This window comes from Sulfurovum aggregans (genome assembly GCF_055385215.1).
Genome location: NZ_AP042387.1, coordinates 2014446 through 2040901, shown reverse-complemented (window position 1 = coordinate 2040901; position 26456 = coordinate 2014446). Strand labels below are relative to the sequence as shown.

Annotated in this window: 25 protein-coding genes; 4 read left to right on the top strand and 21 right to left on the bottom strand. The window is 37.5% G+C overall.

From position 1 onward, the window contains the following. Positions 1–84: 84 nt before the first annotated feature. Together rseP and ACZ48W_RS10330 are read left to right on the top strand one after the other, a co-directional pair. Positions 85–1140, top strand: a complete 1056-nt coding sequence (gene rseP, locus ACZ48W_RS10335; protein ID WP_464828323.1) for an RIP metalloprotease RseP — start codon at positions 85–87, stop codon at positions 1138–1140. A gap of 101 nt (positions 1141–1241) precedes the next feature. Further along, the gene (locus ACZ48W_RS10330; RefSeq protein WP_464830500.1) at positions 1242–1925 is read left to right on the top strand and encodes a YggS family pyridoxal phosphate-dependent enzyme; all 684 of its coding nucleotides are present in this window, start codon (positions 1242–1244) and stop codon (positions 1923–1925) included. Between the two features lie 466 nt (positions 1926–2391). On the opposite strand, the gene ACZ48W_RS10325 is transcribed toward ACZ48W_RS10330, so the two are convergent. After that, positions 2392–2904, bottom strand: a complete 513-nt coding sequence (locus ACZ48W_RS10325) for a DUF6843 domain-containing protein (RefSeq protein ID WP_464828322.1) — start codon at positions 2902–2904, stop codon at positions 2392–2394. A 514-nt stretch (positions 2905–3418) separates the two neighbouring features. On the opposite strand from ACZ48W_RS10325, the gene ACZ48W_RS10320 reads away from it, so the two are divergent. Then, entirely contained in the window at positions 3419–3952 is a 534-nt protein-coding gene (locus tag ACZ48W_RS10320) for an REP-associated tyrosine transposase (RefSeq protein WP_464828321.1), read from the top strand. On the opposite strand, the gene ACZ48W_RS10315 is transcribed toward ACZ48W_RS10320, so the two are convergent. The 17 genes from ACZ48W_RS10315 to ACZ48W_RS10235 form a co-directional block, all read right to left on the bottom strand. After that, positions 3926–4150, bottom strand: coding sequence for a hypothetical protein (locus ACZ48W_RS10315; protein WP_464828320.1), 225 nt, complete (start codon positions 4148–4150; stop codon positions 3926–3928). The two genes, ACZ48W_RS10320 and ACZ48W_RS10315, sit on opposite strands and share 27 nt — an antisense overlap. Before the next feature lie 56 nt (positions 4151–4206). Further along, positions 4207–4521 carry a hypothetical protein gene (locus ACZ48W_RS10310; RefSeq protein WP_464828319.1) on the bottom strand — a complete coding sequence of 105 codons (315 nt, stop codon included), beginning with the start codon at positions 4519–4521 and terminating at the stop codon, positions 4207–4209. Positions 4522–4536: 15 nt separating this feature from the next. After that, complete coding sequence (locus tag ACZ48W_RS10305) at positions 4537–4770, bottom strand: hypothetical protein (RefSeq protein ID WP_464828318.1); 234 nt, start codon at positions 4768–4770, stop codon at positions 4537–4539. A gap of 130 nt (positions 4771–4900) precedes the next feature. Beyond that, on the bottom strand, positions 4901–6268 hold the full coding sequence (locus ACZ48W_RS10300) for a DUF4832 domain-containing protein (protein WP_464828317.1): 1368 nt from the start codon (positions 6266–6268) through the stop codon (positions 4901–4903). Positions 6269–6885: 617 nt separating this feature from the next. After that, a complete protein-coding gene (locus ACZ48W_RS10295) occupies positions 6886–7308 on the bottom strand; it encodes a Fur family transcriptional regulator (protein WP_464828316.1) in 423 nt (140 codons plus the stop codon). An 87-nt stretch (positions 7309–7395) separates the two neighbouring features. Next, a complete protein-coding gene (locus ACZ48W_RS10290; RefSeq protein ID WP_464828315.1) occupies positions 7396–7992 on the bottom strand; it encodes a peroxiredoxin in 597 nt (198 codons plus the stop codon). A gap of 98 nt (positions 7993–8090) precedes the next feature. Then, positions 8091–9911, bottom strand: a complete 1821-nt coding sequence (locus ACZ48W_RS10285; RefSeq protein ID WP_464828314.1) for a menaquinone biosynthesis decarboxylase — start codon at positions 9909–9911, stop codon at positions 8091–8093. A 181-nt stretch (positions 9912–10092) separates the two neighbouring features. Then, a complete protein-coding gene (gene hemC, locus ACZ48W_RS10280; RefSeq protein WP_464828313.1) occupies positions 10093–11046 on the bottom strand; it encodes a hydroxymethylbilane synthase in 954 nt (317 codons plus the stop codon). 97 nt (positions 11047–11143) lie between these two features. Continuing rightward, on the bottom strand, positions 11144–11977 hold the full coding sequence (locus tag ACZ48W_RS10275) for a DsbA family protein (protein ID WP_464828312.1): 834 nt from the start codon (positions 11975–11977) through the stop codon (positions 11144–11146). Further along, complete coding sequence (locus ACZ48W_RS10270; RefSeq protein ID WP_464828311.1) at positions 11922–12344, bottom strand: FxsA family protein; 423 nt, start codon at positions 12342–12344, stop codon at positions 11922–11924. Before ACZ48W_RS10270 ends, ACZ48W_RS10275 begins: the two co-directional genes overlap by 56 nt. 3 nt (positions 12345–12347) lie before the next feature. Then, positions 12348–14054: a proline--tRNA ligase gene (locus ACZ48W_RS10265; protein WP_464828310.1), complete on the bottom strand. Its 1707-nt coding sequence runs from the start codon at positions 14052–14054 to the stop codon at positions 12348–12350. Continuing rightward, positions 14051–15358: a glutamyl-tRNA reductase gene (hemA, locus tag ACZ48W_RS10260; RefSeq protein WP_464828309.1), complete on the bottom strand. Its 1308-nt coding sequence runs from the start codon at positions 15356–15358 to the stop codon at positions 14051–14053. Before hemA ends, ACZ48W_RS10265 begins: the two co-directional genes overlap by 4 nt. Further along, positions 15358–16254 (bottom strand): polyprenyl synthetase family protein, encoded by an 897-nt coding sequence (locus ACZ48W_RS10255; protein WP_464828308.1) that lies wholly within the window; start codon positions 16252–16254, stop codon positions 15358–15360. Before ACZ48W_RS10255 ends, hemA begins: the two co-directional genes overlap by 1 nt. A gap of 15 nt (positions 16255–16269) precedes the next feature. Then, positions 16270–16545 carry a DUF2018 family protein gene (locus tag ACZ48W_RS10250; protein ID WP_464828307.1) on the bottom strand — a complete coding sequence of 92 codons (276 nt, stop codon included), beginning with the start codon at positions 16543–16545 and terminating at the stop codon, positions 16270–16272. Between the two features lie 46 nt (positions 16546–16591). Next, the gene (locus tag ACZ48W_RS10245) at positions 16592–18490 is read right to left on the bottom strand and encodes an EAL domain-containing protein (protein WP_464828306.1); all 1899 of its coding nucleotides are present in this window, start codon (positions 18488–18490) and stop codon (positions 16592–16594) included. Continuing rightward, a complete protein-coding gene (locus ACZ48W_RS10240; protein ID WP_464828305.1) occupies positions 18487–18867 on the bottom strand; it encodes a hypothetical protein in 381 nt (126 codons plus the stop codon). Before ACZ48W_RS10240 ends, ACZ48W_RS10245 begins: the two co-directional genes overlap by 4 nt. Positions 18868–18938: 71 nt before the next feature. Continuing rightward, positions 18939–20852 (bottom strand): TonB-dependent receptor plug domain-containing protein, encoded by a 1914-nt coding sequence (locus tag ACZ48W_RS10235; RefSeq protein ID WP_464828304.1) that lies wholly within the window; start codon positions 20850–20852, stop codon positions 18939–18941. A gap of 127 nt (positions 20853–20979) precedes the next feature. On the opposite strand from ACZ48W_RS10235, the gene ACZ48W_RS10230 reads away from it, so the two are divergent. Beyond that, a complete protein-coding gene (locus tag ACZ48W_RS10230; RefSeq protein ID WP_464828303.1) occupies positions 20980–21792 on the top strand; it encodes a lysophospholipid acyltransferase family protein in 813 nt (270 codons plus the stop codon). Between the two features lie 307 nt (positions 21793–22099). Here the strand turns inward: ACZ48W_RS10230 and ACZ48W_RS10225 are convergent, their stop codons facing one another. Genes ACZ48W_RS10225 through rsmH form a run of 3 tightly spaced genes read right to left on the bottom strand, consistent with a single transcriptional unit; the run spans position 22100 to position 26416 of the window. Then, a complete protein-coding gene (locus tag ACZ48W_RS10225; protein ID WP_464828302.1) occupies positions 22100–25228 on the bottom strand; it encodes an efflux RND transporter permease subunit in 3129 nt (1042 codons plus the stop codon). Continuing rightward, positions 25225–25503, bottom strand: coding sequence for a hypothetical protein (locus tag ACZ48W_RS10220; protein WP_464828301.1), 279 nt, complete (start codon positions 25501–25503; stop codon positions 25225–25227). Before ACZ48W_RS10220 ends, ACZ48W_RS10225 begins: the two co-directional genes overlap by 4 nt. Then, on the bottom strand, positions 25493–26416 hold the full coding sequence (gene rsmH, locus ACZ48W_RS10215; protein ID WP_464828300.1) for a 16S rRNA (cytosine(1402)-N(4))-methyltransferase RsmH: 924 nt from the start codon (positions 26414–26416) through the stop codon (positions 25493–25495). The genes ACZ48W_RS10220 and rsmH overlap by 11 nt, the downstream gene beginning before the upstream one ends. Positions 26417–26456: the final 40 nt, after the last annotated feature.

The window sequence follows — 26456 nt, the reverse complement described above, 5'->3', positions numbered from 1 at the left end:
CAAATTTATTTCATAAATGTTTAATCTATATCAACTTTTCAATACACTTGGATATAATCTACATAAAAATTATTTAGGAATTTTATGGGTATTTTAGTTGCACTTCTGGTCTTATCGGTACTAATATTTTTTCATGAACTGGGGCATTTTACTGCTGCACGTTTTTTTGGTGTACAGGTAGATGTATTCAGTATAGGATTCGGGAAACGTCTCTGGACAAAAAAAATAGGAAGAACAGAGTGGAGTCTCTCCGCTATCCCCCTTGGAGGATATGTGAAGATGAAAGGTCAGGATGATACAGACCCGACAAAAATAAGTTATGATGATGACAGTTACACTGCTAAAAAACCATGGCAGCGTATCATCATTCTTCTTGCCGGCCCATTTGCAAACTTTTTAATGGCATTTCTACTCTACCTGGCGATCTCCTATATGGGTGTCCCCAAGCTCCTGGCTTATGTAGGTGAAGTTGGTAAAGATACACCTGCATTTCAGGCGGGACTGCAAACAAAAGATAAAATTATCCAGATCAATGGTGACAATATTCTTTATTGGGAAGAGATAGGTAAGCATATCAATGAAAGCAAAGGTGATATTTCACTCATTGTAGAACGGGAGCAGAAACTGATCTCTCTGCAGTTGAGACCTAAAGTCATTGATGACCAAAATATGTTCGGTGAAAAGATCACGCGCAGAATTATCGGTATCTCTCCTTTAGCAGGACAGGTCACAACGGTTCATTATGGTTTCACAGATGGTTTCAGTTATGCCTGGGAAGAGACAAAAAAAGCAAGTCTTCTTATTTTTAAAAGTGTACAAAAACTCATTACTGGTGTTGTCAGTACAGATAAACTGGGTGGTATCATTACCATCGTAGATGTTACTGCACAAGCCAGTTCTGCTGGTATTTTAGCCCTCTTTTTCTTTACTGCACTCATTTCAGTCAATTTAGGGGTACTTAACCTTCTTCCTATTCCGGCACTGGATGGAGGACATATTATGTTTAACCTCTATGAAATGATACGCGGCAAAGCACCTAGTGACAATGCCATGTACTACATCACACTGGTAGGTTGGGCAATGCTCATCAGTCTTATGCTATTAGGACTGTATAATGATATTAATAGACTTTGGGGCTAAACATCATTCTGAATTTGTTTCAGAATCCCCTATAATTTCAAATGCATAAAGAGATCCTGAAACAGGATCAGGATGACATATTTCTTACAGGAGAGGAAAAAATGATACTGGACAAAGAACAACTAAGAGCAAACTTGGATGAAGTCATCTGGAACATAGAAGAAGCACGTATCGCTGTCAGTGAACACCACATCGTAAAACTTGTGACTGTTGCAAAATATACTGAAATAGAGAACATCCAAACACTCTACGAATTGGGACAAAGAGCCTTTGGCGAAAATCAGGTACAACAGCTTAAAGAACGTATGACAGAACTTAAAGAGTTGCCACTTGAATGGCATATGATAGGTACCCTGCAAAAAAACAAGATCAACAATCTCATAGACCTTCGTCCTGCTCTCATGCAGTCACTGGACAGCATTGAACTGGCACAGGAACTTAACAAAAAACTTGAAGCAAAAGAAGCAAAAATGAATTGCCTACTGCAAATAAACGCTGCCAAGGAAGAGAGTAAGTCGGGTGTATCTGCTGAAGAGGCTACAGATATCTACCAGGAGATCAGAGAAAGCTGTCCGAACATCAACCTCAAGGGTGTCATGACCATAGGAGCCCACAGTGAGGATACAAAGCTCATTCAGCAGAGTTTCGAGACCACACACAGCATCTATGAAAAGCTGGGGAAAGAGGGAGCTACTGTTTGTTCTATGGGGATGAGCGGAGATTACCGGTTGGCTATAAAGTGTGGATCCAATCTTGTCCGTATAGGGTCAGCTCTCTTTAAATAATATACAGGGTGGGAATAATAACCACCCGTAAGTACAACTTCAAGTAACAAAACATTCTACAGGGACAAGGAGGCTAGATTAAATCTCGGTATTATGTAGCAACCTCACCAAAAAAGTGCTATAAAGCCTTATTGCACGGTCTTTTAGAGTTATATTAAAAACTTAAAATTCTACACTCCCTTGCTATAATGACAAAATTTTTTTGTAATAAAACTTGTCATTAGATACCACCAAAATGTTCCTAATATCCCAAAAGAAATGAGTGCTGATATATTGGGAGCTACACCTATTGACATTAAAATGAAAAATATAATAGTAATAGGAAAGTCGATAAATGATAAAGGTATCCAAAGCAATTGATACTGTGCACCCATCTCTATTGCTTCAAGATAAAACTTAATAAAAATCAACAAATTGATAGATGCAAAAATTAATCCTATGTAGTGATAACATTTTAATTTCATTTTCATTTTGCTTTTTCCCATTTACCACAAAGAGGATTTTTTAACACATCTCTGTTCTTTACATACTTCTCATAATCATATTCCAGGTTTTCTTTTGTACTAATCCAAAAATAAGAAGTAAACTCATCACTCCCCTCATTTTGTACAGTAAAACCTCCACCCATAGCCAACTCTTCTGCTTCTCTTGTTCCCTTTTCTGAATAATAGTAATTCTCACTATATGTCGGAACATAATACCCTTTTGCATCAACAATTGTGGATCTAGAAGAAGTTTCTATCTTCCCGTCTGGTGGAATTTTTAGAATAAGAGCATCTTCTTCTATATCCAAAGGAACAGCACCCTTTTTTTCATAGGTAATACATACCCATCCTCTGTATTTTTCAGGGAAAAAATATTTCTTACCCTCTCTTGGGTGAAATGCGTAATACATGAAACCCATATAAGCTATCACCAAAACAAGCAGAGTACCTGCTGTTCTCCTAAATATTTTAAGTGTTTTATCGGATATTTTCATTTAGTCTCACCAAAATTTACAATTTTATTTTTAGAGAGCATATAATTTAAACCAAAAATAGGTAAAACCCATATAGATAATAATATCCAAAAAGAAAGAGTAGGAAAATCAATAATAAATCCACCTATTTTATAGGCTATTTCTTTATTTAGTTGCAGCAAATTCATAATGAAATAGAATAAAATCATCCAAAAATATCCCACAAGGGAATTTAATAGAATATATTTTCTTCTTTTTATAATGTGTTGTTTTTGGAGTGCAAAACAACAATATGATATAAGAATTGGAGAACAATATAATAAAGAAATAAGAAAAATACATATATTGTCACATACATCCATAATAACTACCTAACTTTTTTATTTATTATATCTCAAATCAGGAACAAAATCTTTCCTCGTTCCCATCCGTCCTCGGTGGGAATGCATACTAAAATCCAAAAAACATGACAATATGCCATATTTTTACACTCTAACAATTTTCTAAACTATAATACAAGAAAAAAGATAAAACAATGGGCAGAAGCAGATATAAAATACAGGAACCAACACATCCACACTTTGTGACCTGTACCATACTAAATTGGCTACCTATCTTTACACGCAAAGAGAGTGTAGAAATACTACTAGATAGCCTCAAATATCTACAGAAAGAGGAGAGTCTAAAGCTCTATGCCTATGTGATACTAGAAAACCATATACACCTTATAATACAAAGTGATGATGTTGCTAAAAGCATGAGGCACTTTAAATCATTTACAGCCAAAGCATTACTAAAACTCCTACAAAAAGAAAATGCCCAAACACTACTGAAACAATTTCAATTTTACAAAAAAGCACACAAAGCTGATAAAATCTATCAGCTTTGGCAAGAGGGCTATCAGCCTAAACTCATACAAACCGATGTAATGATGATAAGTAAAATAAAATATATTCATGAAAACCCTGTAAAACGTGGATATGTAGATACAGCCATACATTGGCGATATAGTTCTGCTAGGGATTATGAGGGTGTAGAAGGATTAATAGAGGTTGAGAGATTTTGGTGATTTAGATTCTCGTATGCATTCCCACCGAGGACGGATGGGAACGAGAAAAGTCACTCCGTCCACCATTGCCATGACTGCTGTTCTTGCCATCTTGGCTGTCTCTTTTGCAAGGTTGCCAAATGCTGTTCTGCCTACAGAGAACCCGCTTGAAACAAACCCGCTGGCAAACCCTGCACCGAACTTTCCACCCTGTGCCACGGTGATAATTCCTCTGGTAAGTCCGTGCGGGTAGCTTTTGCCATTTATAGTTCCTTTTATTTAGGACATCTATCACCTTCAAATTTATATCCAACCACTTTATTAGTTTTCTTCTCTATTTCCCAATGTATGATACAACCACATTTTCCATGATTTACATAAACAAAATTACCATTAGGTAAAGGATATGTTCTCTTTTTGGTGTAACTTTTTCTCCACTCTTTATCACATTCTGATGGAGGTAAAGATTCTGCTCGAAGAAGAGAGCTATAACCTGCTGTATTAATACTATTATTGGCATAATCTCTTAAAGTATAAGATGTACAGCCTTGCAAAACCAAAAATATAATTAAAACAAAATATTTATTCATTCAATAAAGCTCCTTTCAATATATAGATTTTTGAATTGTAAAACAACTAGTATAATCAGAAATTAAGGCAGTGTATGTTAATGTTGCTGCAGGTAACATACCTGGAACATTAAGCATTTCACGTAAGCTTCCATATTGTGTACCTTGCAATTTATCCCATGTATTTTGAAAGTAATCATGCATACCAGCAACCGCATTGATTCCAGGAATTTTATTCATTGCCTTTGAAAATGGCGATCCTTCTTCCATGCCTGTTCTTTTAGTAATATCTATATCTGTTCCTCGTCGTATACTAAAGATGTGTGGATCCAATCTTGTCCGTATAGGGTCAGCTCTCTTTAAATAATATACAGGGTGGGAATAATAACCACCCGTAAGATCATTCCAAAACAATATTACAGGCCAGCTTATTTGTTTTACTGCGTTCATCCCATAATTGGCTGTTTGACAACCTGATAGCTGAATAATTTTCCCCTATTTGCAGATATAGACAATACTCACCGCCTGGTATACCGTCCAGAGAGAGACTGCTTTCTATTTGCTTTGTCTCTTCCGGATAAAATGTTCGCATATCAATATCTTGTCTGAAACTATATTCTTGGGTATCGTTCTTAAGGATGAAATTCACATCCGATCTTATATAGGGTGCGGCATACCCTTTGTTTTGAATAGATAAAGAGAGTGTAAGCATATCAGAACTCTTTTGTATATCCAGTTCATCGGCAACCAGTCTGTATCCCAGGTTTTCTTTAATTTCCTGATAACATCCCTCATCTTTCCATTTCTGTAAGACATCCGGATGATATGCATCATTGAGATAAGAGTATTGTAATCGTTTTAATTCCGATAATGCATTGGTACAACCGGATAAAGAAGCTTCACTCCCCTCTCCTATGCCACATGTCTCTCCGCCGACAGGAGCATACCTGGAATCATTGACTACATAACTTTTCCAAAATTCTATGTTGTCGGACGGATAGGTTCCCATATCGGTTTCACTGGCAAGTACACAGTCATTATGATGTCCTATTTTTGCTCTTATATCATCACTGTATGCAATATCCGGTGTAATTTTCCCCTCATCACTTTCATCTGCATAATCATTTGAAGCACCATACAGCAACTCTTTATGCATAGGCGTTCTTATCTGAATATATTTATTGGGAAATATATCAGCCAGTTTTGCAATAATATCTTTTCTATTGATCTTATACTCTGCATCATTATCAGCATAATCACCTGTAAAACTATGCCATTCACCCCATGCACCTATAGTCCCGGCCTGGATAACAGAAATGATATTTTTATAGGTTTGAAGCAGTGGTTTTAATTGATCCAAATGGTCCAATATGATACTTTTTGAAGGGTCATACCCATTTAGGTCAGAACGATATTTGATCCGGAAGATCAGCTTGACACCGCTGGTATTGGCATCATTTAAATTTTTATTGATCGTATTGATCAGTGCACTGGGCAGTATGGCTGTAGTATTATACTCTTCCAGGTTAAGCGGTGCATACACTAAAGTATATCCGCTCTCTATGACACCTTCGAACATATTATAGTTCGTATCGGCATTCAACTCATAGTCGGCATCGTAGAATCCCCTGTCCGGATTTAAGATATTGGCACTGCTGTCTTCAGTGAATTTAATAACAGATGGGTTCTCTTCATTTGTTGAGCTGCTTCCGCCACAGCCGGAGAGCAAAAAAAGAGATATCAAACTTCCCAATAACTTAAATAGCATTGCAATCCCTCCCCCTTCTTTCTCAGATTATAACCAAAAGAAAAAAGAAAGTCATTACATACTGTAAAATCAATTTCTCATCCCCAAACTCCAGAGATTGTGAAAGAACCAAAGGAAGTGGAGACTTCAGTCCCACAAAAAGCTCATTTGCTTTATAAAATTTGTATTTATCTAGAAATTATGCTTCTTTTGGCGTAAAAATAGATATTTATGCAGATTTTAGGTGGGACTGAAGTCTCCACTTCCAACACACAACAATACTGTATGTATATTCCCAAGCCGGAGCCTGGGAACAAGAGAAGGAGTTAATGGTCTACTGGAAGTTAAGTATTTTTGGCAGTTTGTATTCTCGTATGCATTTCCACGTACAGAGGCTGTGAAAGAACTTATTATTTTGGAAGTGAAGGCTTTAGCCTCACCCAAATATTTGCATATTTTTAGGTTGTTTTGACAGAAAAAACAATATTTTCCATTAAATATAAACTTTTTTAGGAAAAAAGCTTTTTGGTGGGACTGAAGTCTCCACTTCCATGGCTTCTTTCACAGTCTCACAATATAGGAACGAAGAAAAGGGTCATCTATCTGCTACAGGTACAGACACCTGTACGATCGTAATACTACGATGCCTCTTGCATCTGGCATTTTTCACAAACACCATAAAGATTTATCTGTCGCTTCTTGAGCTTGAAATGCTCTTGCTCTGTTAACTCATGAAATATTTTATCGGTATTGTCCAAACAGAGTCTGTCTTCCACTTCTCCGCACTCTGTACAGATAAGATGCATATGATCCACTTTGGAAATCTCATATTTTGATTTTTTACCGGCAATAGGTACTTCAACCAAAACACCCTTTTCCATCATTAAAATAATATTTTTATAGATCGTTGCCAGTGAAAGTGAAGGGTGTACTTTGATCACTTCTTCATAGATATTCTCTACGGACATATGTCCATACTTTTCAATTACTTCCAAAATATTCATACGTTGAAATGTTGCTTTAAGTCCACTCTCTTTAAGAAGTGCTGCATAATCTGTCATTTTTATCCTTTCAATGTATATATAAATTCAATCTCTATGAACTTATATATGCATTCCCAGGCTACACCTGGGAACGGTTATTGTATCTTACAATTCGTCTGCGTGTTTTTCAAGATATTCAGCAACACCTTCAGTGTCTGCTTTCATACCTTCGTCACCTTTGACCCAACCGGCAGGACATACTTCACCATGTTCATTGGTAAACAACATAGTATCTACCATTCTGATCATCTCATCGATGTTTCTTCCAAGTGGAAGGTCATTGATCACTGCATGTCTTACTGTACCGTCAGCATCAATAAGGAAAGAACCTCTAAGCGCTACAGCTTCATCAAGAAGAACATCATAATCTCTGGCAATTTGTTTGCTAAGATCAGCAACCAATGGGAAGTTGATTCTACCGATACCACCTTTTTCTACCGGAGTTTCTCTCCATGCAAAGTGTGAGAATTGGCTATCTACAGATACACCGATGATGTTGATACCTCTATCTGTAAACTCTTTTGCTCTGTGAGAGAATGCAATGATCTCTGATGGACATACAAAAGTAAAATCAAGTGGATAGAAGAAAAGTACCGCACCTTTTTCACCTAAGTTTTCCATAAGGTTAAAACCTTCTACGATCTGACCATTTGCAAGTACAGCTGTTGCTGTAAAATCCGGAGCTTTTTTAGTAACTAACATATTTATTCCTTAACGATAATTTTTATTACATAAGAATTCTATCTTATTTTCTTTAAAGAAAGATAAAAAATCATAAAATAAGATAAATTTTATCCTATTTAATAGGGAAGCAGTCCGAATTTTCTGACGAACACTTCATCAATATCGATCAATCCCTTTTTCTGAAGCCTGTCAAGTACTTCTTCTGTACAGAAGGTATCACCCGGCCATTCTCTTTCATAACCATCTTTTTCATTCTTATTGGTTCCGTCTATTGCAATAAAAGGCTCAAGTACGATATCTCTTTGCGCATCGATATTGTTAACGACTCTCCAGATTAACATATAAGGGTTGTCAAGATCATTATTGGTTTTATCTACAATGACAAGAAGCTTAATGTACTCTTTCAATTCATGCAACTTTGAAATAAGATATTTTTGGGACTCTTTTTTATCCACAGAGATCACACATACCGGTGTTTTGGTATGTGTCATATACTGTCTGACCTCTCTAATGGAATCATCGATCTTGATCATGTATTCATGAAGTTCACTGTCACTTAAAAGCAGCCCTACTCCCTCATCTATTTCATCACCCGTTGCATCCACACCCAATTTACCGCCAACGAATTGTTCTTCTGAAGAGTGGTCAAGATGATCTACTATCCCCTGGGTAATAAGTATTTTACTTTTATCAAGTCTGTTGAGTATATGTTCGGTCAATGCTTCACTCTCTTCAAGTTCAGGAGCATTTTCCTCCACAAAAACAGCATGTTTCACAAAGCTCATCTGACCTACCCCCCAAAAGGCATGCATGAACTGCTGTGCATGGCCTTTGTAAAGTGTTTTCATCTTTGCAAGAATTAGATTATGGAACACTCCATTTTCCGGCATATTGTAGTCTATAAGATCAGGTGCCATAGGTTTGAGCATCGGCAGGAATACTCTTTCTGTGGCCCACCCCATATATTTATCTTCCAATGGCGGCTTTCCTACAACCGTTGCTGCAAAAACAGGCTCTTTTTTCATTGTGATCGTCTCTACTTCCATTACAGGGAAAGGCTCTTTAAGTGTGTAGTAACCCGTATGGTCACCAAAAGGACCTTCTATCTCCATAAGCTCAGGATCTACAAAACCTTCTATGACAATATCTACATCACGTGGAATGTAAATGTCATTTGTAACAGACTTCACCAACTGTACATTTTTATTACGTACAAAACCGTAAAGCAGCATTTCAAACATACCGTGAGGCATCGGTGCCTGTCCACACCAAATGTAAAGCGGGTCACCTCCTATAGCAACCGTCACAGGCATCTTCTTCCCGGCTCTTTGGTACTGGTCAAAAAAGTGAGATGCATCTTTATGAATCTGCCAGTGCATCCCCAGTCTGTTTTTGTCATACTGCTGAAGTCTGTACATCCCAAGGTTTTGCATCTGTCCGTCAAGGCTCTGCGTATAAACCTGCCCCATCGTAATGAAAGGGCCTCCATCCTCTTCCCAGGTTTTAAGTATAGGTAAGGTATCCAGATCCACCTCTTCTTTGGGAATGATAATCTCTTGACACTCTCCTCTGAAGTTCAAACGTTTTGGAAATACATTTTTAAGTGAAAAAAGTTTTGGGATCATCGCTAATTTGGCTTTTAATCCTTTAGGGGGTTTGAGCTTAAGCAGTTCATCTATCCCTTGTGCCACATCATCAGGATGTTTTCCGAATATCTTTTCAGTAAGGGGCTTATTTGCAAAGATATTCATAAGTACAGGCATTTCATATTCAATACCTTTGGCTTTGTTGACAGGTTTCGTAAAAAGGATAGGTCTTGAGTCCTCTTTTTTCACCTCCACATATGCCACATGAGGAATCTCCAACTCTACATCCAGTGGTTCATTTATGATCTTTAAGTTACCGTTATCTTTGAGCCATTGTACTACGTCCTGCATTGCACTACCCTTTGCATTTTATTGTGTAAATTATAGCGAAAAGTGTATATGAATAAGAGGAATATAGTGCTATTAAATGAAAAGATTATCTAAATATTCCGAAACCGATGCTTTGGCTTCGATAAGTATAATGGTGAAGCTAAAGCATCACTTCCAAGAGATGAAATATAACAAAGAGATTTTACAGTCTCTCCGGCATCTCATCCTTAAAAGCGATCTCTTCAGCCTTAGAGAGGATACCTAAAGCACCTTCATCTATCATCTCTTCTGCCAGTTGTTCACCAAGGCTGTCACACTCAGATACTGAAGAAGAAAGTTCTCTATGCATAATATGTGTTCCATCAGGGTAGCCAAGCATTGCTTTTACTGTAATATTGTCACCATCAATAACAGCATTTACAGCAACAGGCGCAGAACATCCCGCACCTATCCTGGAAACAAAATCACGTTCAAGTTTAGTACAGATAAAACTGTTCTCATCATTTAAACTCATCGCGATTTCACGTATTCTGTCATTACTGCTTACAATCTCTATACCAAGTGCAGCCTGTCCCATAGGTGGGATCATAAAAGTGAGTTTCTCTACAAATGGAATATCCTTGAGCAGGTCAAGTCTATAGAGCCCAATGTATGCAAGAATAATTGCATCATATTGCCCCTCTTTAAGCTTTCTGAGACGTGTATTCACATTGCCCCTGAGATCTTTCACTTTCAGGTCCGGACGCTGTTCCAAAAGTTGCATACGTCTTCTAAGGCTTGTTGTACCTACTACCGCACCCTCTGGAAGTTCATCCAGACTTTTATAAGTATGCGAAAGAAAGACATCACTTTGGTCTTGACGCTCTGTGATCGCACAAAGTTCCAGTCCTTCAGGTATGTAGGTTGGAACATCTTTAAGTGAATGCACTGCCAAATGGGCATTTCCCTCCAACATCTCATCTTCAAGTTCTTTGGTAAAGTGCCCTTTGCCTCCTACCAAGGCAAGAGGTTTATCCAATATCTTGTCACCTTTGGAAGTGATCTCATTGAGTTCAACGGTCACTTCCGGAAACGATGTTTCAATTCTCTCTTTAATATGATACGCTTGCCAGAGCGCCAGATTGCTTGCCCGCGTTGCTATAATCAGTTTTTCCAAAAAGTTCCCCTCTCTTTATTTTATCAAGGAGCTTTTCTGAAGGAAAAGCGTACCAACACTCCTCACTCTTCACTCCTCACTCTTCACTATAAAAAACTCACTTTATGAGTTTTTTATACCCGTCTCTCATTTTATCCCACTCACCGTCTATATAGACAGTAGGTGTACCTGAAACCATCATCTTCCCTGCCGCAAGTTCATCTGCCTTAATTGCATCTTTTACTTCTTTAGTATCGATCTTTGCCGCCGTAACATTATACTTTGCATGCTTTTTAACTGCGGCAAGTATTTTAGTCACATTTGTCTCTCTTGGATTGATCTTTAGTGAATATATTTTTTCTACCACATCCATTTTACCTTCATGCTGTGCCACATGCATTACACGTGTCAATACATCTGAAACAGGATGGATCCTTAAAAGCGGTAAATGATAGTAATAGACTGCTAATTTTGTCGGGTTCTCTTTGGCTGCTTTAAAAATCTCAGGTATTACTTCCTGACAGAATGGACACTGAGGATCTGAAAATATCAGTACTTTATGCTTTGCATTCTTATTACCAAAAAGAAGATGGGCATCATCATACATACTGGCAGGTACTGTTGGTTTGATCCCATTTCGATAATCTCTACCTGATTTCAGATCAACCAAATGTCCTGTTGCCAATCCATCTTTAACAAAGATCATTTCAGGAACATGGATATCTTTTTTTTGATACTCAAGATCCATTATGGTTAAAAGTACATCCCAACCAGGAAGATCTTTATGCTGCTTTGTCTCAAGGATTGTAATACCTTTTACTTTTACTTGAGGATTTTTAACTATATTTTTTTTAATATAGTTTAGCAGCGTTTTATTATCTGGTTGAGCATTGGCACTAAGCGCGACTGTTGCGATCAGTGTGCTCATCAATAATTTCGACATCAATGACATTGTCATCTCCTTTTTTTGTATCAAATTTTGTTTGTTCCGGTGTTATTTTAGCAACAAATTGTAAATAAACCGTGTAAAGCAATGCTACAAGACCTACAAAGTCACTTAAGACCCCCGGTATGATCAGAAGTAGTGCACCTATAAGATATGCAGTACTTGCATTTTGAAAGCTTTGCATGCTCAACTTTCCTTTAGAAACTACAGCTAAATTTCCCATAAGTGTAAAAGGAGTGGACTGAAGAAGTCTTATCCCTACAAGCATACTCACTACTATCCATATAGCCGACCACATAAAACCTATGCTTTCACCTACTTTAAGTGAGAGATAAAGTTCCAACAGTAAAAGGGGGATAAGTATAATGATCATTATTTATACCTTTTGGCTCACAACATCTAAAATAGTCTCTATAGAGACCTCTTCTTTTTCAAGTCCTCTTCTAGTCACAAATTCCACATATCCGTCTTGTAATTTTTTACCTATAATTACAGCATAAGGTATACCCAGAAGTTCATAATCTTTGATCTTTGCACCAAATCTGTCTTTTCTGTCATCAAGAAGAACATCCAATCCTTGGGACTTTAATGATGCATAGAGTTTTTCACCTAAAGCCATTTGCTCTTCATCTTTTATGTTTGAGATGATTATCTCTAAGTCAAATGGTGCAGACTCTTTTGTCCAGATACACCCTTTGTCATCATGATTTTGCTCAATAATAGCAGCAAGCAAACGACTTACTCCTATACCATAGGTTCCCATTACCATAGGTTGTTCTTTACCGTTTTCATCCAAAAATGTTGCTCCCAATGGCTCTGAATACTGTGTACCAAGTTGGAAAATATGCCCTGCCTCTATACCTTTGGTATAACGTAAAGGTTTTCCGCAACATGCGCATAGATCCCCCTCTTGTACTGCTACAAGATCATGATAATCAGCTTCTACACCCTTGAAACTGTTTCCTACAAGGTGATAGTCTTTCTCATTTGCCCCACATATCATGGAACTTGCTTCTTTGAGATTATTGTCAAATACAACACGCACACTTTCCGGTAGAACAGTTGGCCCCATATAACCTACAACCAAACCAACCTCAGCCAACTCTTCTTCACTAATGTCAACCAGGTCATTTGCATCAACAGCATTACAGGCTTTTACCTCTTGCAGCTCATCTGAACCTCTAAGTGCGAAGAGTACAACTTCACTTTTACCCTCATCATACAATGCACGTTTGGCTACCGTTTTTACCAAATAGTAGGGATCAACTTTAAAGAAATCGCTCAAAGCTTCTATGGTAGTGGTATCGGGTGTATGGAACTTTGAAAAAACAGCTTCCGGAGCTTCGGCCATACATGCTTTTTCTCTACGAACAGCTGCTTCGATATTGGCACCATAGTCACAACCATCACATACCACAATAGTATCTTCACCGGAATCTGCAAGTACCATGAACTCTTTACTACCACTGCCGCCTATGGCACCAGAGTCAGCTTCAACCACTCTAAACTCCAGTCCCAAGCGTCTAAAGATTTTTTTGTAGGTCTCTTCCATAAGAGTAAACTCTCTTTGCATATCTTCTGTTGTAGCATGAAAACTGTAACCATCTTTCATCAAAAACTCACGTCCGCGCATCAAACCGAAACGAGGTCTTATCTCATCACGGAATTTGAGGTTGATCTGATAAAGATTCAAAGGTAACTGCTTGTAACTTTTTACTGTCTGTCTTACAAGATTTACCATCATCTCTTCATGTGTCGGTCCTAAAATAAAATCATTGTTTTTACGGTCTTTAAAACGTAAAAGCTCTTTACCGTACTTCTCAAAACGTCCACTCTCCTGCCAAAGCGAAGCAGGTGTCACAAAACTAAGACTCACTTCCTGGCAACCTGCTTTGTCCAGTTCATCTTTTACCACTTCACGTACTCTGTCCAAGACTTTTTTACCCAATGGCAAAAAATTATAAAGTCCGCTTCCGCCTACAGACTGGATGAATCCTCCGCGTATAAGATAAATATGACTTGCCAAAGCAGCATCATTCGGAGTCTCTTTTGTTGTAGGAACTAATAATCTTGAAAATCTCACGTACTGTATCCTTTTGTATGGTGATCATTTTTATATTGTTTGAAATCGATATTCTCAGTATCTATATTAAACATTTTTTTTACAGCTTCAATGCAATTCGCATTTTTCTTTTCTGCAGAAGAGTGCCTCAGATTCCTTGTAGGATCATGCAGGAAACGGTTGAACATCTGGATAGCCATCTTGCGCATATTCTCTTCATACTCTACAGGTACAAATCCCTTTTTGATCGCTCTTTGCATTTCTGCATCTATAGCTTCAGATACATGTTCTCTCATCTGTTTGATCACTGGCTCTATAGAGAGGGCTCTCAGCCATGTATAGAACTCTTCTTTATACTGGTTTACTATTTCTGTCGCTCTGACTGCCTGTTCTTCACGCAACGCATGGTTGTCATTTGAAATACTGCGCAAATCATCTATACGGAAAAGCTTCAATTTTTCCAGATCCATATCTTCAATATCACGTGGGATCGCCATATCGAACCAATGTCTCGGAAGTGTTTCATTCTCTATCAGCTCTTTGGTGATCACAGGCTCTTTTGATGAAGTAGCCGAAAAAAGAAGACGATATCTATTGAGATATTTTGCCAAATTATCCATCGTATCCGCTTTTACATTTTCGCCCAAACTATCTGCCACGGCCTGTACTTTTTCAAGATCGCGTCCTATGAGCACCACATCACATCCTACTCTAAGCAGATGTTTTGCCGCAAGTACACCCATATCACCGGCACCCACAACGATGCCTTTCATTCCCTGTATATTATCGCCTAAAAGTTTATGTGCCTGGGCAACAGCAACAGAAGCGATAGAGATAGGGTTTTGTGAAATATTGGTTGCATTTCGCACTGCTGCAGCACACTTCACCGCATAAGAGAGCATACGGTTAAGTTTACGTCCTGCTGTACCGTTGGCATGAGAGAATCTAAATGCTTCTTTCACCTGCCCTGTGATCTGTGATTCTCCTATCACCAGTGAATCCAAAGAAGAAACAACTGAAAAAATATGTTCTACTGCCTCTTCATCATCATAACGTTTTGCATTGGTCTTGAGTTCATAGAAATTGAGATCACTCTTTTGGCTCATCAAACCTAAAACTGCATGATAACTTGAAAAATTATCTCTGGTTGCAAGTACAATATCAACACGGTTACATGTAGAAATAACAAAAGCTTCATAAACAAATTCAAAGCCTACCAGCTGGTCAAGTAAAACCTTTTTCTCTTCATCATTGGCAAAGGCCAATTTCTCTCTCATTGCCTGATCACAATTTTTATGCGAAAAACTCACCACTTGATAATACATTAAAAATCCCTGTCTATCATCTCTTGAGCAATATCAGAAAGCACTTCTTCACCATTTTCATTCATCAATTCTACCGCTTCATCGATCAATTCTTTTGCCTGTGCATAACATTTTATAAGTATCTGATGTTCATCCATCTTCTGCATGATCCATGCCTGTTCTTTTTTATGCAATACTTTCGCATGTAAAGAAAGAAGTTTTTTCCGGTCTTCACTCTCCAGAATTTCATAAAGATAAATATACGGCAGTGTCGTTTTCCCTTCAACGAAATCATGCAGTGCCGGTTTGCCCAGCGTCTCACTGTCTGAAGTAATATCAAGAAGGTCATCGATCATTTGAAATGCCAATCCAAGATTCCTGCCGTATGTTAAATAGGCATCCTTTGGTTTACCTGCCAACACAGCTGCTGCACCTGCACTTGCTTCTATAAGTGAGGCTGTCTTCTTGTAGATCATATCGAGATAGATCTCTTTATCTATATTGAATGTTTTGGAAAGTGAAACATCTTTAAGTTCCCCAAGGCTGAGTTGGACAACTGCATTGGAAACGATCTTTGCTACTTCAGGACTGATATTGTTTAATTCCAAAAAACCTTTGGAATAGAGAATATCTCCCAGCATAATAGCTGTTTTATTACCGTAAAGCGCGTTAAGGGAAGGCTTGCTTCGACGTGTATATGCATCATCTATAACATCATCATGCAAAAGACTTGCTGCATGTATCATCTCTACCACTGCTGCTGTTTTCACTACAGAAAGATCTGATCCTGCGATCTTTAAAATAAGTTTTGCCCTAAGCCTTTTCCCATGAGGAAGCTTGGTATAAAGCGTCGAGACCTCTTTATCGTTCAAGTCATTTATGAACTGTTCTATCTTTCTTTCAACGGCACTTAACATTGGCAGATCCCTGTTTTATTCACACTGAGTGACAATACTGCCCACAAGTTCAATAAAAAGAGAGTCGACCCTGTTATCAATATCTTTATCCAATACTGTTGCTTTAATGAGTTTTTCATGCTCTTCGTCAAGCCCTCTTTCCTCAAGCATTTTTTCTGCAACTGCAAATCGTCTGAACATCTTTTCGATCTCCATCTCTACAATATTCTGGTTCGCTGTTCTGGCAATACTGAAATAGTTGGATTTCGGTGTTCCTACAAATGCATCATCTTCATCATCAAATATATTCATTTTTATTTCCTTAGTTTTAAAAGGAGATTATTATAGCCAAATAATTTTAATTTTGCTCTTCATTATTTATATACTCTTCTATAGGCTTCGGCTCCCCCAAATAATATCCTTGGGAATAAGGTATGTCCAGTTCACAGATAATATCATAGATTTCTTTATTGGAAACAAATTCAGCCACAACTTCATATCCGTAAATATCTGCCAGTACTTTAATGGAATTCAACATCATTTTTGTACGCTCCGGATAATAAAGCAGCTCCTGGATAAGTGCTCCGTCGATCTTCAGGATATCTACATCCAGTTTGATCAGATAGATATAATTTGCATATCCGCTTCCAAAGTCATCAATAGCAATTTTAGAACCAAATGTTTTTAACTGCTGAAAGATCATCGCTACCTGGTCATAATCTTTGATTTCATGATCTTCCAATATCTCAAATGTTAATCTATGTGCATTCTGCTTATGTTTAAACAGTTCTTGTGTAATGAGCTTCATCATATCTGCATTATAAAGATCACAAAGATCAATGTTGACCGATATCTTTATATCCGGATACATATGCAGGGTATAAAATACATTTTTAAATACCAGCTTACTCATTTTGATATATTGTGTGGTTTTTTTAATGGTATCCAAAAAATAGTATGGTGCAATCAGCTTTTGAGGATTTTCTTTATCGAGCAATCGTACCAAAGCTTCATATCTAATGATCTGTTGTGTTTTTGTATCAAAAATAGGCTGATATACACAGGTAAGTCGTTCTTCTTCCAATGCTTCTTTAATATAATCCATATTTTTATATTTTACTTCGGTTTTTGAAACATTGTCAATAATACCCAAACCATTCTTTCCGCGGTTTTTGATCTCCAAAAGTTTTTCATCCAAACATCTCTGAATATTCCCTATATGTTCTACATCCTCAGGGATCACCATAGCACTCATGGAAATAGTCAAGGAGATCGTTTCATTGTCGATCAGATAACGTTTCTTTGTCAATCCTTTAAATACCTTTTCTGCCATTTCTTTTACGTCAGCACTGTTTTTTTCCAGAATAATAAAGAACTCACTTCCCCCGGTATGTATGACCCTTGATTCTTTAGGTAAAAGTGAGACCATCTCTTTTGTGAACAATTTCAATATCATATCACCTGTTTCATATCCGTACTTTTCATTCACCAGTTTAAAGGTATCTATGTCTATCATCATGGCATTATACTGATTTACTTTTTTTACATCAAAAAATTCTTTCAGATAAAGCTTGGTATAGGCTGAAGTCAAAGGGTCGATCAACATACTTTTTCTCAGCCTGTGGAAGTTATATGCCAAATAAGCAAAAAAGAAAAAACTTGCAAGCAAAAACAGTTGTATCAGTGTAACTATATATACAATAGGTGAATTAAAGTCATTAAGATAATCCCCGTATTTCTCCGAAAGATCCATTACAAGAAGCGCCTGTGTCTCACCCTCTTTTACAATAGGATAGAGTAAAGAGAGCCAAATCTCTTCAACACCTTCAGATTGTTTAATGATTCGGGGTTTTTTCGTATAATATACATGGTCAAAAAGTTTGCTTTTGGGAAAGAAGATCGTATTGTATTCAACGGGGTCATGCAATGAACCGTCAAGCAAAAAACGATAATGCCCCTTCTCATCCTTATATAAAAGAAAAATATACTGAATTTCTTTTGTCAGGAACGCATGAAGCATTTTATTAAGTGCTTCCCTTTTGTCAGGATGTGCTTCCAAATATGATTTAAAAGTCGTGCTGTTGGTCTCTGACCGGATATAGTTAGTGATCCTCTCAGCATACCGTTCTGTTTTCTCAATCTCTTCATTTTTCAGTTTCTCTGTACTTTTGGCGATCGAAAATTGCAGATAGATTGCAAAAAGGATAAGCAGTCCCATGATCACGAAGATATATTTGTCGGTATACCGATGTTTCATAACTCATCTACCAGAAAATCTTTATACTCCCGGGGAAGGAGAATATGATGTCTATCCAGACGATCTTTAATAAATAACAACTGTGAACGCCCTTTTCTCCAGTAAAAAGCACCGATAATATCATCTGATCTCTTTAAGAACCGATAATCAGTAGCAAATAAAATAGGTTTTTTATATATACTATTCTGTAATATAGGATTCTCTAGAATTGAATAAAGGGTTGATTCATTGGTAATAAGTACAATATCCGCATTTTCAGGTTCATTAATAAGCTGAATTCTTTTAGAAAATGAAAATACTTTCCGATACTCATCATCATCAACATATACTGAAACTATCGCTTTTGGAGACAAAGAAAAGAGCAGTTTATGATACATTTTAAGTGTACTCTCCCTGTCTAATGCATATAAATGCCCATAGAAAAGGATTAAACAAAGGAATATCTTTCTCAAAATGTATACTCCATCTCAAGAGTTATACGTTGGTCAATAGGAGAAACTTCTAAAGGGCTTAACATAGTAGGCGGTACTGTCGTAGGGTCAACTCTAAATAAAGATGATTTTTTAGCTTTACCAAGAAGATTTTGCCCTTTTAGTGTTAAAGTAAAATCTTTATTGATATTCCAAGAAACAGAACTTGTCACATCAAAATAATTTTTCCAATCAAGACTATTTTGATGCCATACAATACCGTTGTAGAAATCAAAGTTTTCATAACTATTTGTAAAACTGATATATCCACTCAGGTCTTCAAGTTTATCTAAATTAAAAATATCTTCATAGTGTGCATAATAAAGTTGTAGATTTACTTTATTATCTATATTAAAATTATAATCATAATTAAAAACTGTAAAGAAATATTTTGTATTTCCTGATGTACCATTGGTATTATTCTGCACAAGACCATCTTCATCTTGCATCATAAGCAGCATTAATCTTAAACGATAATTCTCATTATTATAGGTAACTTCTTGAGTAATACCTGATGTAGTTTGTATTTCTACATCCTGATAGTTTGAAATATCTAAATAACGTACCAAAGGTTCTAAAGCAAACTGTGTACGGTAAAGATAGGTTTTATAACTCCAGTGTTCACTGGTATAAATATACCCTAAACGTAACTGCAAAAGAGAGTCATCTTCTATTCCACCGTTCCGTGAGATATAATTATAAGATACCCCCAGTGTTAAAAGTTCCTGCTCACTAAGTGCATACTGATCTTGAAAGAAAATTGATGCTACCTTTTCAGAAGTAAAAGGAACAATCAAGGCATCTTGTCCATCTCTTTCAAAAGAATCAAGTTTCTTGAATCTTCCTTTAATACCTGCTGTAATATGGTTATTTCCTATTGTTTCCTTATAGGTTAATTCCGCTGTATAAGTACTGTTTTTATACTCTCCATTAAAGGTATTGGACCCAAGGGCATCTGCCCAAAACAAAGGTAATTCATCTGCCTGTATCATATTTGTTTTCAGCCAATCATAGGCAAACTGTGCATGCCAATGCTTAGAGAAATTAATTCTATAATCCATATGTAGATTAAGGTAATCTATTTTTGAAACTAGAGGTGTAGCATCCCAGCTCATCCCGGCAAGGCTATCTGTATTTTTTTTCATTACCTGCAGATGGAATATCTGATCTTCAGTTTTGATATAGGAAAAAAGTTGTGTACGTTCAAAGTCTGCACTTAAAGGAGTGGAAGTTCCGTTATCTATAGTCTCTCTTTTTGCATCCGTATGAGAAAAGTTAACCATATAGGCAAAATCTTCTTTTTGCTCTCCGTAGCTGATACTTTGGGAGTTATACCCTCTGCTACCCTGAATGAGGTCTACTTTTCCACCACTATCCCGTTTAGGATCTTTTGAATAGAGAAAAATTGTGAGATAAGCAGGCTCCACTGCTGTCTCAAAAGAAGGGATAGCATAATAAAATTCTATATGGTCCACAAAATCTATATTTACATCGCCATAGAGTACCACCCCACTTCCCATCCATCCCTGAGTGATCTCTACACCATCTACATACAGGCGGATAAAATTACTTCTATAAGATTCAAATGTTCCAGAAGTCAGAGGATCAGGAAGCCCATATCTGTTTTCATGATAATAAATAACCGGTGTAGTTTTAAAAACATCTTTCAATGTTTTCGCATGCATTTTTTCCAGTCTTTCTCTGGTAAAAAGTACTAAATGACCTTTATTTTCATCAATGGTTTTTTGACTTAAATCATTTTTTTGATTATACTCTTCTAGTATGCGGTCAACACTCTCTGCATAAAGCACAACTTGAGAAAACAAACATAAAAAAATTAAGCTCCTTTGTATTATCTTTCGCCCACCTATATATTCCATAACTTCATCCATTTTATAAAATTCCTATTTAATTATATCCTATTTTTATAAGAAATATTATTACCTTTTTAGTAAACTATAATAAAAAGCACTCTATACTCTACAAAACAAAATAATTATTAAATAGGGGTTGCCTAATATGCCCGAAAACGAAGTTATTCATCTTTTAACAAAAGAATATGCTCTGATCCTTGCTACAACCAAAGAGGACTTCCAAGCTGTAAAAGAATTAAGAAGTGATGTTATTTCTCACAACTATCCAGAACTTAAAGAAATTAAACCATATCTTTTTAGTCAAGATGATGAGCAATCCTTTATTTATCTTTTGCAACATAGAGCAACAAAAAAAAATATTGGTTCAGTAAGAGTCTTTTTTCTAAACAAACATACACCTATACAACAGATACCCATGGAAAAAGATTTTCATATTAAAAATATTAAACACCTCTCAGAGAATATACCTATTTGTGAAATTTCCAGAGGTGCTCTTATTCAAGATATACCAAATTATAAACATTTTTCCAGACTAAAGTTACGAACAATGTTAACTTATGGACTTATGGTAGCAACGCGTATTAATTTTATTCTCTATGCATATTCTATAGTTTTTTCTATCATGGAATCTTCTTTACACCGTATTCTTAAAAGACAAGGTGTCAACTTTGAACAAATAGGTGAACCTATCAACTATTATGGATTAAGAATCCCCTATGCCATAAAAAGAAAAAAACTTTTAAATGATACAGAGGATACAATGGGAAAGATCACAAGATACTACCTCAAAGAACTCTGTAAAAACCCAAAACCCTTTTGGCAATTCATAGACAACAACCCTTACCTGGAGCGTTCAGATATCCAGTTAGATAGAATTTGCCAACTTTTTGAAGAATATGGAGATGATGTAGCGCTGTCACTTTTAATGGGCGAAAAAGAAGTAAGCAAAGAGGCTTAAAAGTATCCCCAATAGATAGTTGCCTCCGCGGGTCGCTTTGGTTCCGTAGCTACAAACGTGAAGCAGTTCACGTTTCCTTAACGCTTTTGCCTCCGCGGGTCGCTTCGCTCCACCGCTCTGGTTCCGTAGCTACAAACGTGAAGCAGTTCACGTTTCCTTAACGCTTTTGCCTCCGCGGGTCGCTTCGCTCCACCGCTCTGGTTCCGTAGCTACAAACGTGAAGCAGTTCACGTTTCCTTAACGCTTTTGCCTCCGCGGGTCGCTTCGCTCCACCGCTCTGGTTCCGTAGCTACAAACGTGAAGCAGTTCACGTTTCCTTAACGCTACTCACCTTATAGATCACGGTGTACATTAGGGGTACATAATAAAGATTTAGTACCGTAGCCCATGCAATACCAAATCCAAGTGAGATCGCCATAGGCTGGATAATGAGTGCTTGTCCGCTTGCAAAAAACATCAGGGTCAACAACCCCAGGACAGTGGTAACGGAAGTAAGCAGGATCGGTCTCAGTCTCATGCCTGCTTTTTCCAGCACTTCATCATAATCCTTGCTCCCTTTAATAAAATCAAGCATGATCAATCCGTCATTAACTACCACTCCGGCAAGCCCTATAATACCCATCACTCCGGGCATGGTTAAATTGATACCCAAAAGATACGTTCCGACCAGAGCACCTACAATTGAAAGAGGGATGGTAGAGATGATGATCAGAGGCAGGACCAAAGAGTTGAACATCCATACCAATGAAATAAAGATGAGGAAAATAGCGATCAATGCCGCTTGACTCATCTCCCTTTTCATCTGTTTGTTCTCTTTCTCTTCTCCTTTGATGATGACTTTGATCCCCTCATCTTCCAATTTTTGAAGCAGAGGTCTTATCTGTTCCATTACTTCAGTAGCCAAAACTGTTTTGCTGTCTACTCTTGCCGTTACAGACCGTACTCTCTCACTGTCTTCTTTAAATATCTTTACAAAACTTTTTTGATAGTTGAAATCACAAATATCTCCCAACCTTACAAAGTACTGCTTATCAGGTGTAGAGATCCTGATGGACTTCATTTTGATATTGTGATCTTTATTGGGATCTTCTATACGTATACGGACCAGACCGGTATCATTGAACATTTTTCCATATTCACTTTTAAGAAAAGATCCCTTTAGCACAGAAGTGACATATGCTTCGGTAAATCCCAATGCCTGACCGTATTCATTGACACGAAGTTTAAGCTCTTGCACACCTTCCTGGGCATTATCGGCGATATCATGTACCCCATTGATCCTGGAAAGTGCCTTTTTCAGAGCCTCCAAAGCCTCCATGATCTTCTGTGTATCAGAGGTACTCAACCCTATCTCGATATCATGTCCTACAATACCTGTCTGTTGTACAAAAAGATTGATCTCCCTGAAGAGCAGATCACCACTTTCTACTTTAACATTCTTAAATTTTTCTACGACATCTTTCTGCACCTCTTTGACGATCTCCTGCGCTTTCTTTTTCCGAACCATATCACTGTCATCATACTCCAGAGAAAAAACAGGATTGATATAGGTATCAAAAAAGTTTTCCGGTGCTTTTTCATGAAGATTCACAAAGATCTGAAAAAGATTGCTGCCTGTTTCAAAACTTTGATCCGGGTTGAACATCATTCCGATCACAGAGGTGACTGAAGCTACTTCACTCTCTTCCAGACTTGCCAACAGCTTTTCTTCTATCTGTGTCACTGCTTTTTCTGTATCTTCAAGTTTATAATTGATATCTACTTTACCATTGAGATATATTTGTGTTGTATCGAACTCCGGAAAAAGCTGAAACTTGGTGATCTTTGCCATACCAAATGTTGCCAGGATGATAAAAAGTACCATAAAGAATAAAGAGAGTTTCTTTCTCTGCAATAATCTTCCGAGTATCTTTTCATAAATATGATCTACTTTCAACCAGAAATCACTTCTGCTATGCTCCTTGTCCACATCTCCTCTTGTATAGAACTCTTTCGAGTGCAGGGGAAGAAAGTAAAATGCTTCAAAAAGGGAACTGAGCAGAAGAATGGTGATCATCACCGGCAGAACTTTCATGAACATACCCATCTCTCCACTCATGATCAACAGAGGCAGAAAGGCAAAAACCGTTGTCAGTGTTGCTGTCATGACCGCAGGGAACATTTCTACCGAACCATCTATTGCTGCTTCTCTGGGAGATTTGCCCATTTCCATATGTCTGAAAATATTTTCTGCCACAACGATCGCTTCATCCACCAGCATACCCAAAGCGATCAAAGCTCCAAGAAGTGTCAGCATATTGAGACTATACCCCATCTGGTCCGCACCTATGATCGTGATCATGAAACTGGCCGGTATCCCTATGGCTACCACCAATGCGATCTTATAGTTCACACTCATAAAAAGTGCTAAAAAGACCAGTATCAATCCAAAGAGAATATTGGAAGAGACCAGGTTCAGTCTGTTTTTGATCCATACAGAAGTATCGGTGTATGCTTCAAACTCCACATCCTTGTACTGTTTGCCGAATTCCACAAGCATTGCTTTGATCTCTTTACTCAAAGCGATCGCATTTCCCTCTTTGGTTTTATTGATATTGATAGAAATATTTTTCTTTCCGTTAAAATGAGAGATCTCATTTTGTTCACTCAGCCCAAAATTCACCGTTGCGATATCACCCAACCGTACTCTTTTACCTGCGACGGTAATAAGGGTCTCTTCCATTTTTTCAGCACTCTTCTCTCCATTGATCGTAGAGATATACAGGTGACTCCCTTTTTTCTCTATCGTTCCTATAGGGAAAATAGAACTTAAAGCACTTATAGCTCCATAGACTGCATCTTTAGGCAAAGCATATGCATGAAGCTTCTCTTCATCTATCTTGATCAAAACTTCATCATCTGCATCACCGCGTATCGTAATACCGCTAAGGTCTTTGTAGGTACTCAATCTGCTTTTAAGATCTTCCGCAATATCCAACAATGCTTTATTCGGCAGATCAGCAGAGATCGCAACAAGCAATAAAGGAAAATCATGGATCGATATCTTGGCAACAGGTTCGTTCATATCTGCAGGAAGATCCCGTCTGGTATTGGATAAAATATCTTTAACATCTCCAAGAACAAGCTGATTGTCGCTTCCGGGTTTGATATCTGCTTTGATATAAAAAGAACCGTTTTGTATTATGGTATCGATATTTTCTATTTCACTGACACTTTTCATATCGTCTTCAATACTTTTGACCACCATTTTATCCAGTACATCTGCACTGGCACCCGGATAACCGCCGGTTACTGTGATCTGGTCAAGTTCCGAAGGAGGAAATATCTCTTTGGGGATATTCTGATAAGAAAATATGGAAAGCAGTAACATAAAGACCAATAGAATATGGTTGATAATGGGCTTATCTATGGCAAAGGTAATAAATTTTCTGATCATTCATCCTCCATATCATTAATAACAAATATCGTATCTGTGACCCTGTTCTTGAATTTCAGTGCTTCCACATTTTGTTGCAATATCACTTTTTCCGCTTTAAGGGCTTCTACTTCTCTTTGCATTTTATTGACTTTTTTACTTTCATAATAGATCTGGTTACTCAAATAGATTTTGATCATTGTCAGTATCAGGACAATGGTTACAGACATAAGAATCACACTTATCATACTGAAAGTAATACCGTTCGGATTTGATTTTTTCTTTTTAGCTGTCACTTTTAAACCTGAAACTTCTCAATTTGGCAGACCTGCTTCTAGGATTGATTTTCAGTTCCTCTTTTGATGCAGTAATAGGTTTGCGGGAAAGCGCTTTACCCAGTGCATGGTTTTTACCACAGGTACATCGCATTGCCTGCGGATCACAAATGCACGCTGTACTCCACTTCTTAAAACGGTTCTTTACCAAACGGTCTTCCAATGAATGAAAAGTAATGAGTGAAACCACTTCACCTTTATAGTGTTTTGCTTCTATAGCATCAAGAAGCCCTTCTATCTCACCCAGTTCATTGTTCACTTCTATACGAATGGCCTGGAACATCAGAGTTGCAGGGTGTATCTTGCCGCCGGAGGGGATCACTTCTTTGGCTATTTCACTTAATGCTTTTGCACTCTTTATCGGTGCTTTGGCTCTCGCCTCGACAACTGCAGCAGCCAATTTACGATAAGAACGTACTTCACCATAGGTATCAAAGATATATTCCAATTTTTCTTTAGGATATTCATTGACTACTTCATAGGCACTCAAAGGGGCAGAGGTATCCATACGCATATCCAGAGTTTCAGAACTGAAAGAGAATCCACGCTCTTTTTTGTCAAGCTGTAAAGAAGAGACACCGAAATCAGCCAGCAGTGCAGTAACAGGTGCCTCTTTTAATATAGGAAGAACGCTTGCAAATGTACCTTTGTAAAGTCTACTTCTATCACTGAAAGATTCCAGTCGTTTTTTTGAAAATGCCAAAGCCTCATCATCCCGGTCTATTCCAATATGTTTCAGGTGTGTATACCGTACCAGGATCTCAGAACTGTGTCCGGCATACCCAAGTGTACAATCTACAAAATATCCCTCAGGGACATCTTTAAAACTTTCTAACACTTCATCCAACAATACCGGTATATGAGGAGTTTCCACATGTTTCCTTTCTTTACAAAAGCGTTGTGAAGCATGTATG

What these genes read in the sequence shown, in the direction of transcription:
- rseP (WP_464828323.1), top strand. Translation starts at nt 85, where the DNA reads ATGGGTATTTTAGTTGCACTTCTGGTCTTATCGGTACTAATATTTTTT.
- ACZ48W_RS10300 (WP_464828317.1), bottom strand. Translation starts at nt 6,268, where the DNA reads ATGCTATTTAAGTTATTGGGAAGTTTGATATCTCTTTTTTTGCTCTCC.
- ACZ48W_RS10310 (WP_464828319.1), bottom strand. Translation starts at nt 4,521, where the DNA reads ATGAATAAATATTTTGTTTTAATTATATTTTTGGTTTTGCAAGGCTGT.
- ACZ48W_RS10255 (WP_464828308.1), bottom strand. Translation starts at nt 16,254, where the DNA reads ATGTTAAGTGCCGTTGAAAGAAAGATAGAACAGTTCATAAATGACTTG.
- ACZ48W_RS10235 (WP_464828304.1), bottom strand. Translation starts at nt 20,852, where the DNA reads ATGGATGAAGTTATGGAATATATAGGTGGGCGAAAGATAATACAAAGG.
- ACZ48W_RS10325 (WP_464828322.1), bottom strand. Translation starts at nt 2,904, where the DNA reads ATGAAAATATCCGATAAAACACTTAAAATATTTAGGAGAACAGCAGGT.
- ACZ48W_RS10230 (WP_464828303.1), top strand. Translation starts at nt 20,980, where the DNA reads ATGCCCGAAAACGAAGTTATTCATCTTTTAACAAAAGAATATGCTCTG.
- ACZ48W_RS10240 (WP_464828305.1), bottom strand. Translation starts at nt 18,867, where the DNA reads ATGTATCATAAACTGCTCTTTTCTTTGTCTCCAAAAGCGATAGTTTCA.
- ACZ48W_RS10290 (WP_464828315.1), bottom strand. Translation starts at nt 7,992, where the DNA reads ATGTTAGTTACTAAAAAAGCTCCGGATTTTACAGCAACAGCTGTACTT.
- ACZ48W_RS10245 (WP_464828306.1), bottom strand. Translation starts at nt 18,490, where the DNA reads ATGAAACATCGGTATACCGACAAATATATCTTCGTGATCATGGGACTG.
- hemA (WP_464828309.1), bottom strand. Translation starts at nt 15,358, where the DNA reads ATGTATTATCAAGTGGTGAGTTTTTCGCATAAAAATTGTGATCAGGCA.
- ACZ48W_RS10320 (WP_464828321.1), top strand. Translation starts at nt 3,419, where the DNA reads ATGGGCAGAAGCAGATATAAAATACAGGAACCAACACATCCACACTTT.
- ACZ48W_RS10295 (WP_464828316.1), bottom strand. Translation starts at nt 7,308, where the DNA reads ATGACAGATTATGCAGCACTTCTTAAAGAGAGTGGACTTAAAGCAACA.
- ACZ48W_RS10270 (WP_464828311.1), bottom strand. Translation starts at nt 12,344, where the DNA reads ATGATCATTATACTTATCCCCCTTTTACTGTTGGAACTTTATCTCTCA.
- ACZ48W_RS10330 (WP_464830500.1), top strand. Translation starts at nt 1,242, where the DNA reads ATGATACTGGACAAAGAACAACTAAGAGCAAACTTGGATGAAGTCATC.
- ACZ48W_RS10305 (WP_464828318.1), bottom strand. Translation starts at nt 4,770, where the DNA reads ATGGAAGAAGGATCGCCATTTTCAAAGGCAATGAATAAAATTCCTGGA.
- ACZ48W_RS10250 (WP_464828307.1), bottom strand. Translation starts at nt 16,545, where the DNA reads ATGAATATATTTGATGATGAAGATGATGCATTTGTAGGAACACCGAAA.
- ACZ48W_RS10225 (WP_464828302.1), bottom strand. Translation starts at nt 25,228, where the DNA reads ATGATCAGAAAATTTATTACCTTTGCCATAGATAAGCCCATTATCAAC.
- ACZ48W_RS10275 (WP_464828312.1), bottom strand. Translation starts at nt 11,977, where the DNA reads ATGTCATTGATGTCGAAATTATTGATGAGCACACTGATCGCAACAGTC.
- ACZ48W_RS10285 (WP_464828314.1), bottom strand. Translation starts at nt 9,911, where the DNA reads ATGCAGGACGTAGTACAATGGCTCAAAGATAACGGTAACTTAAAGATC.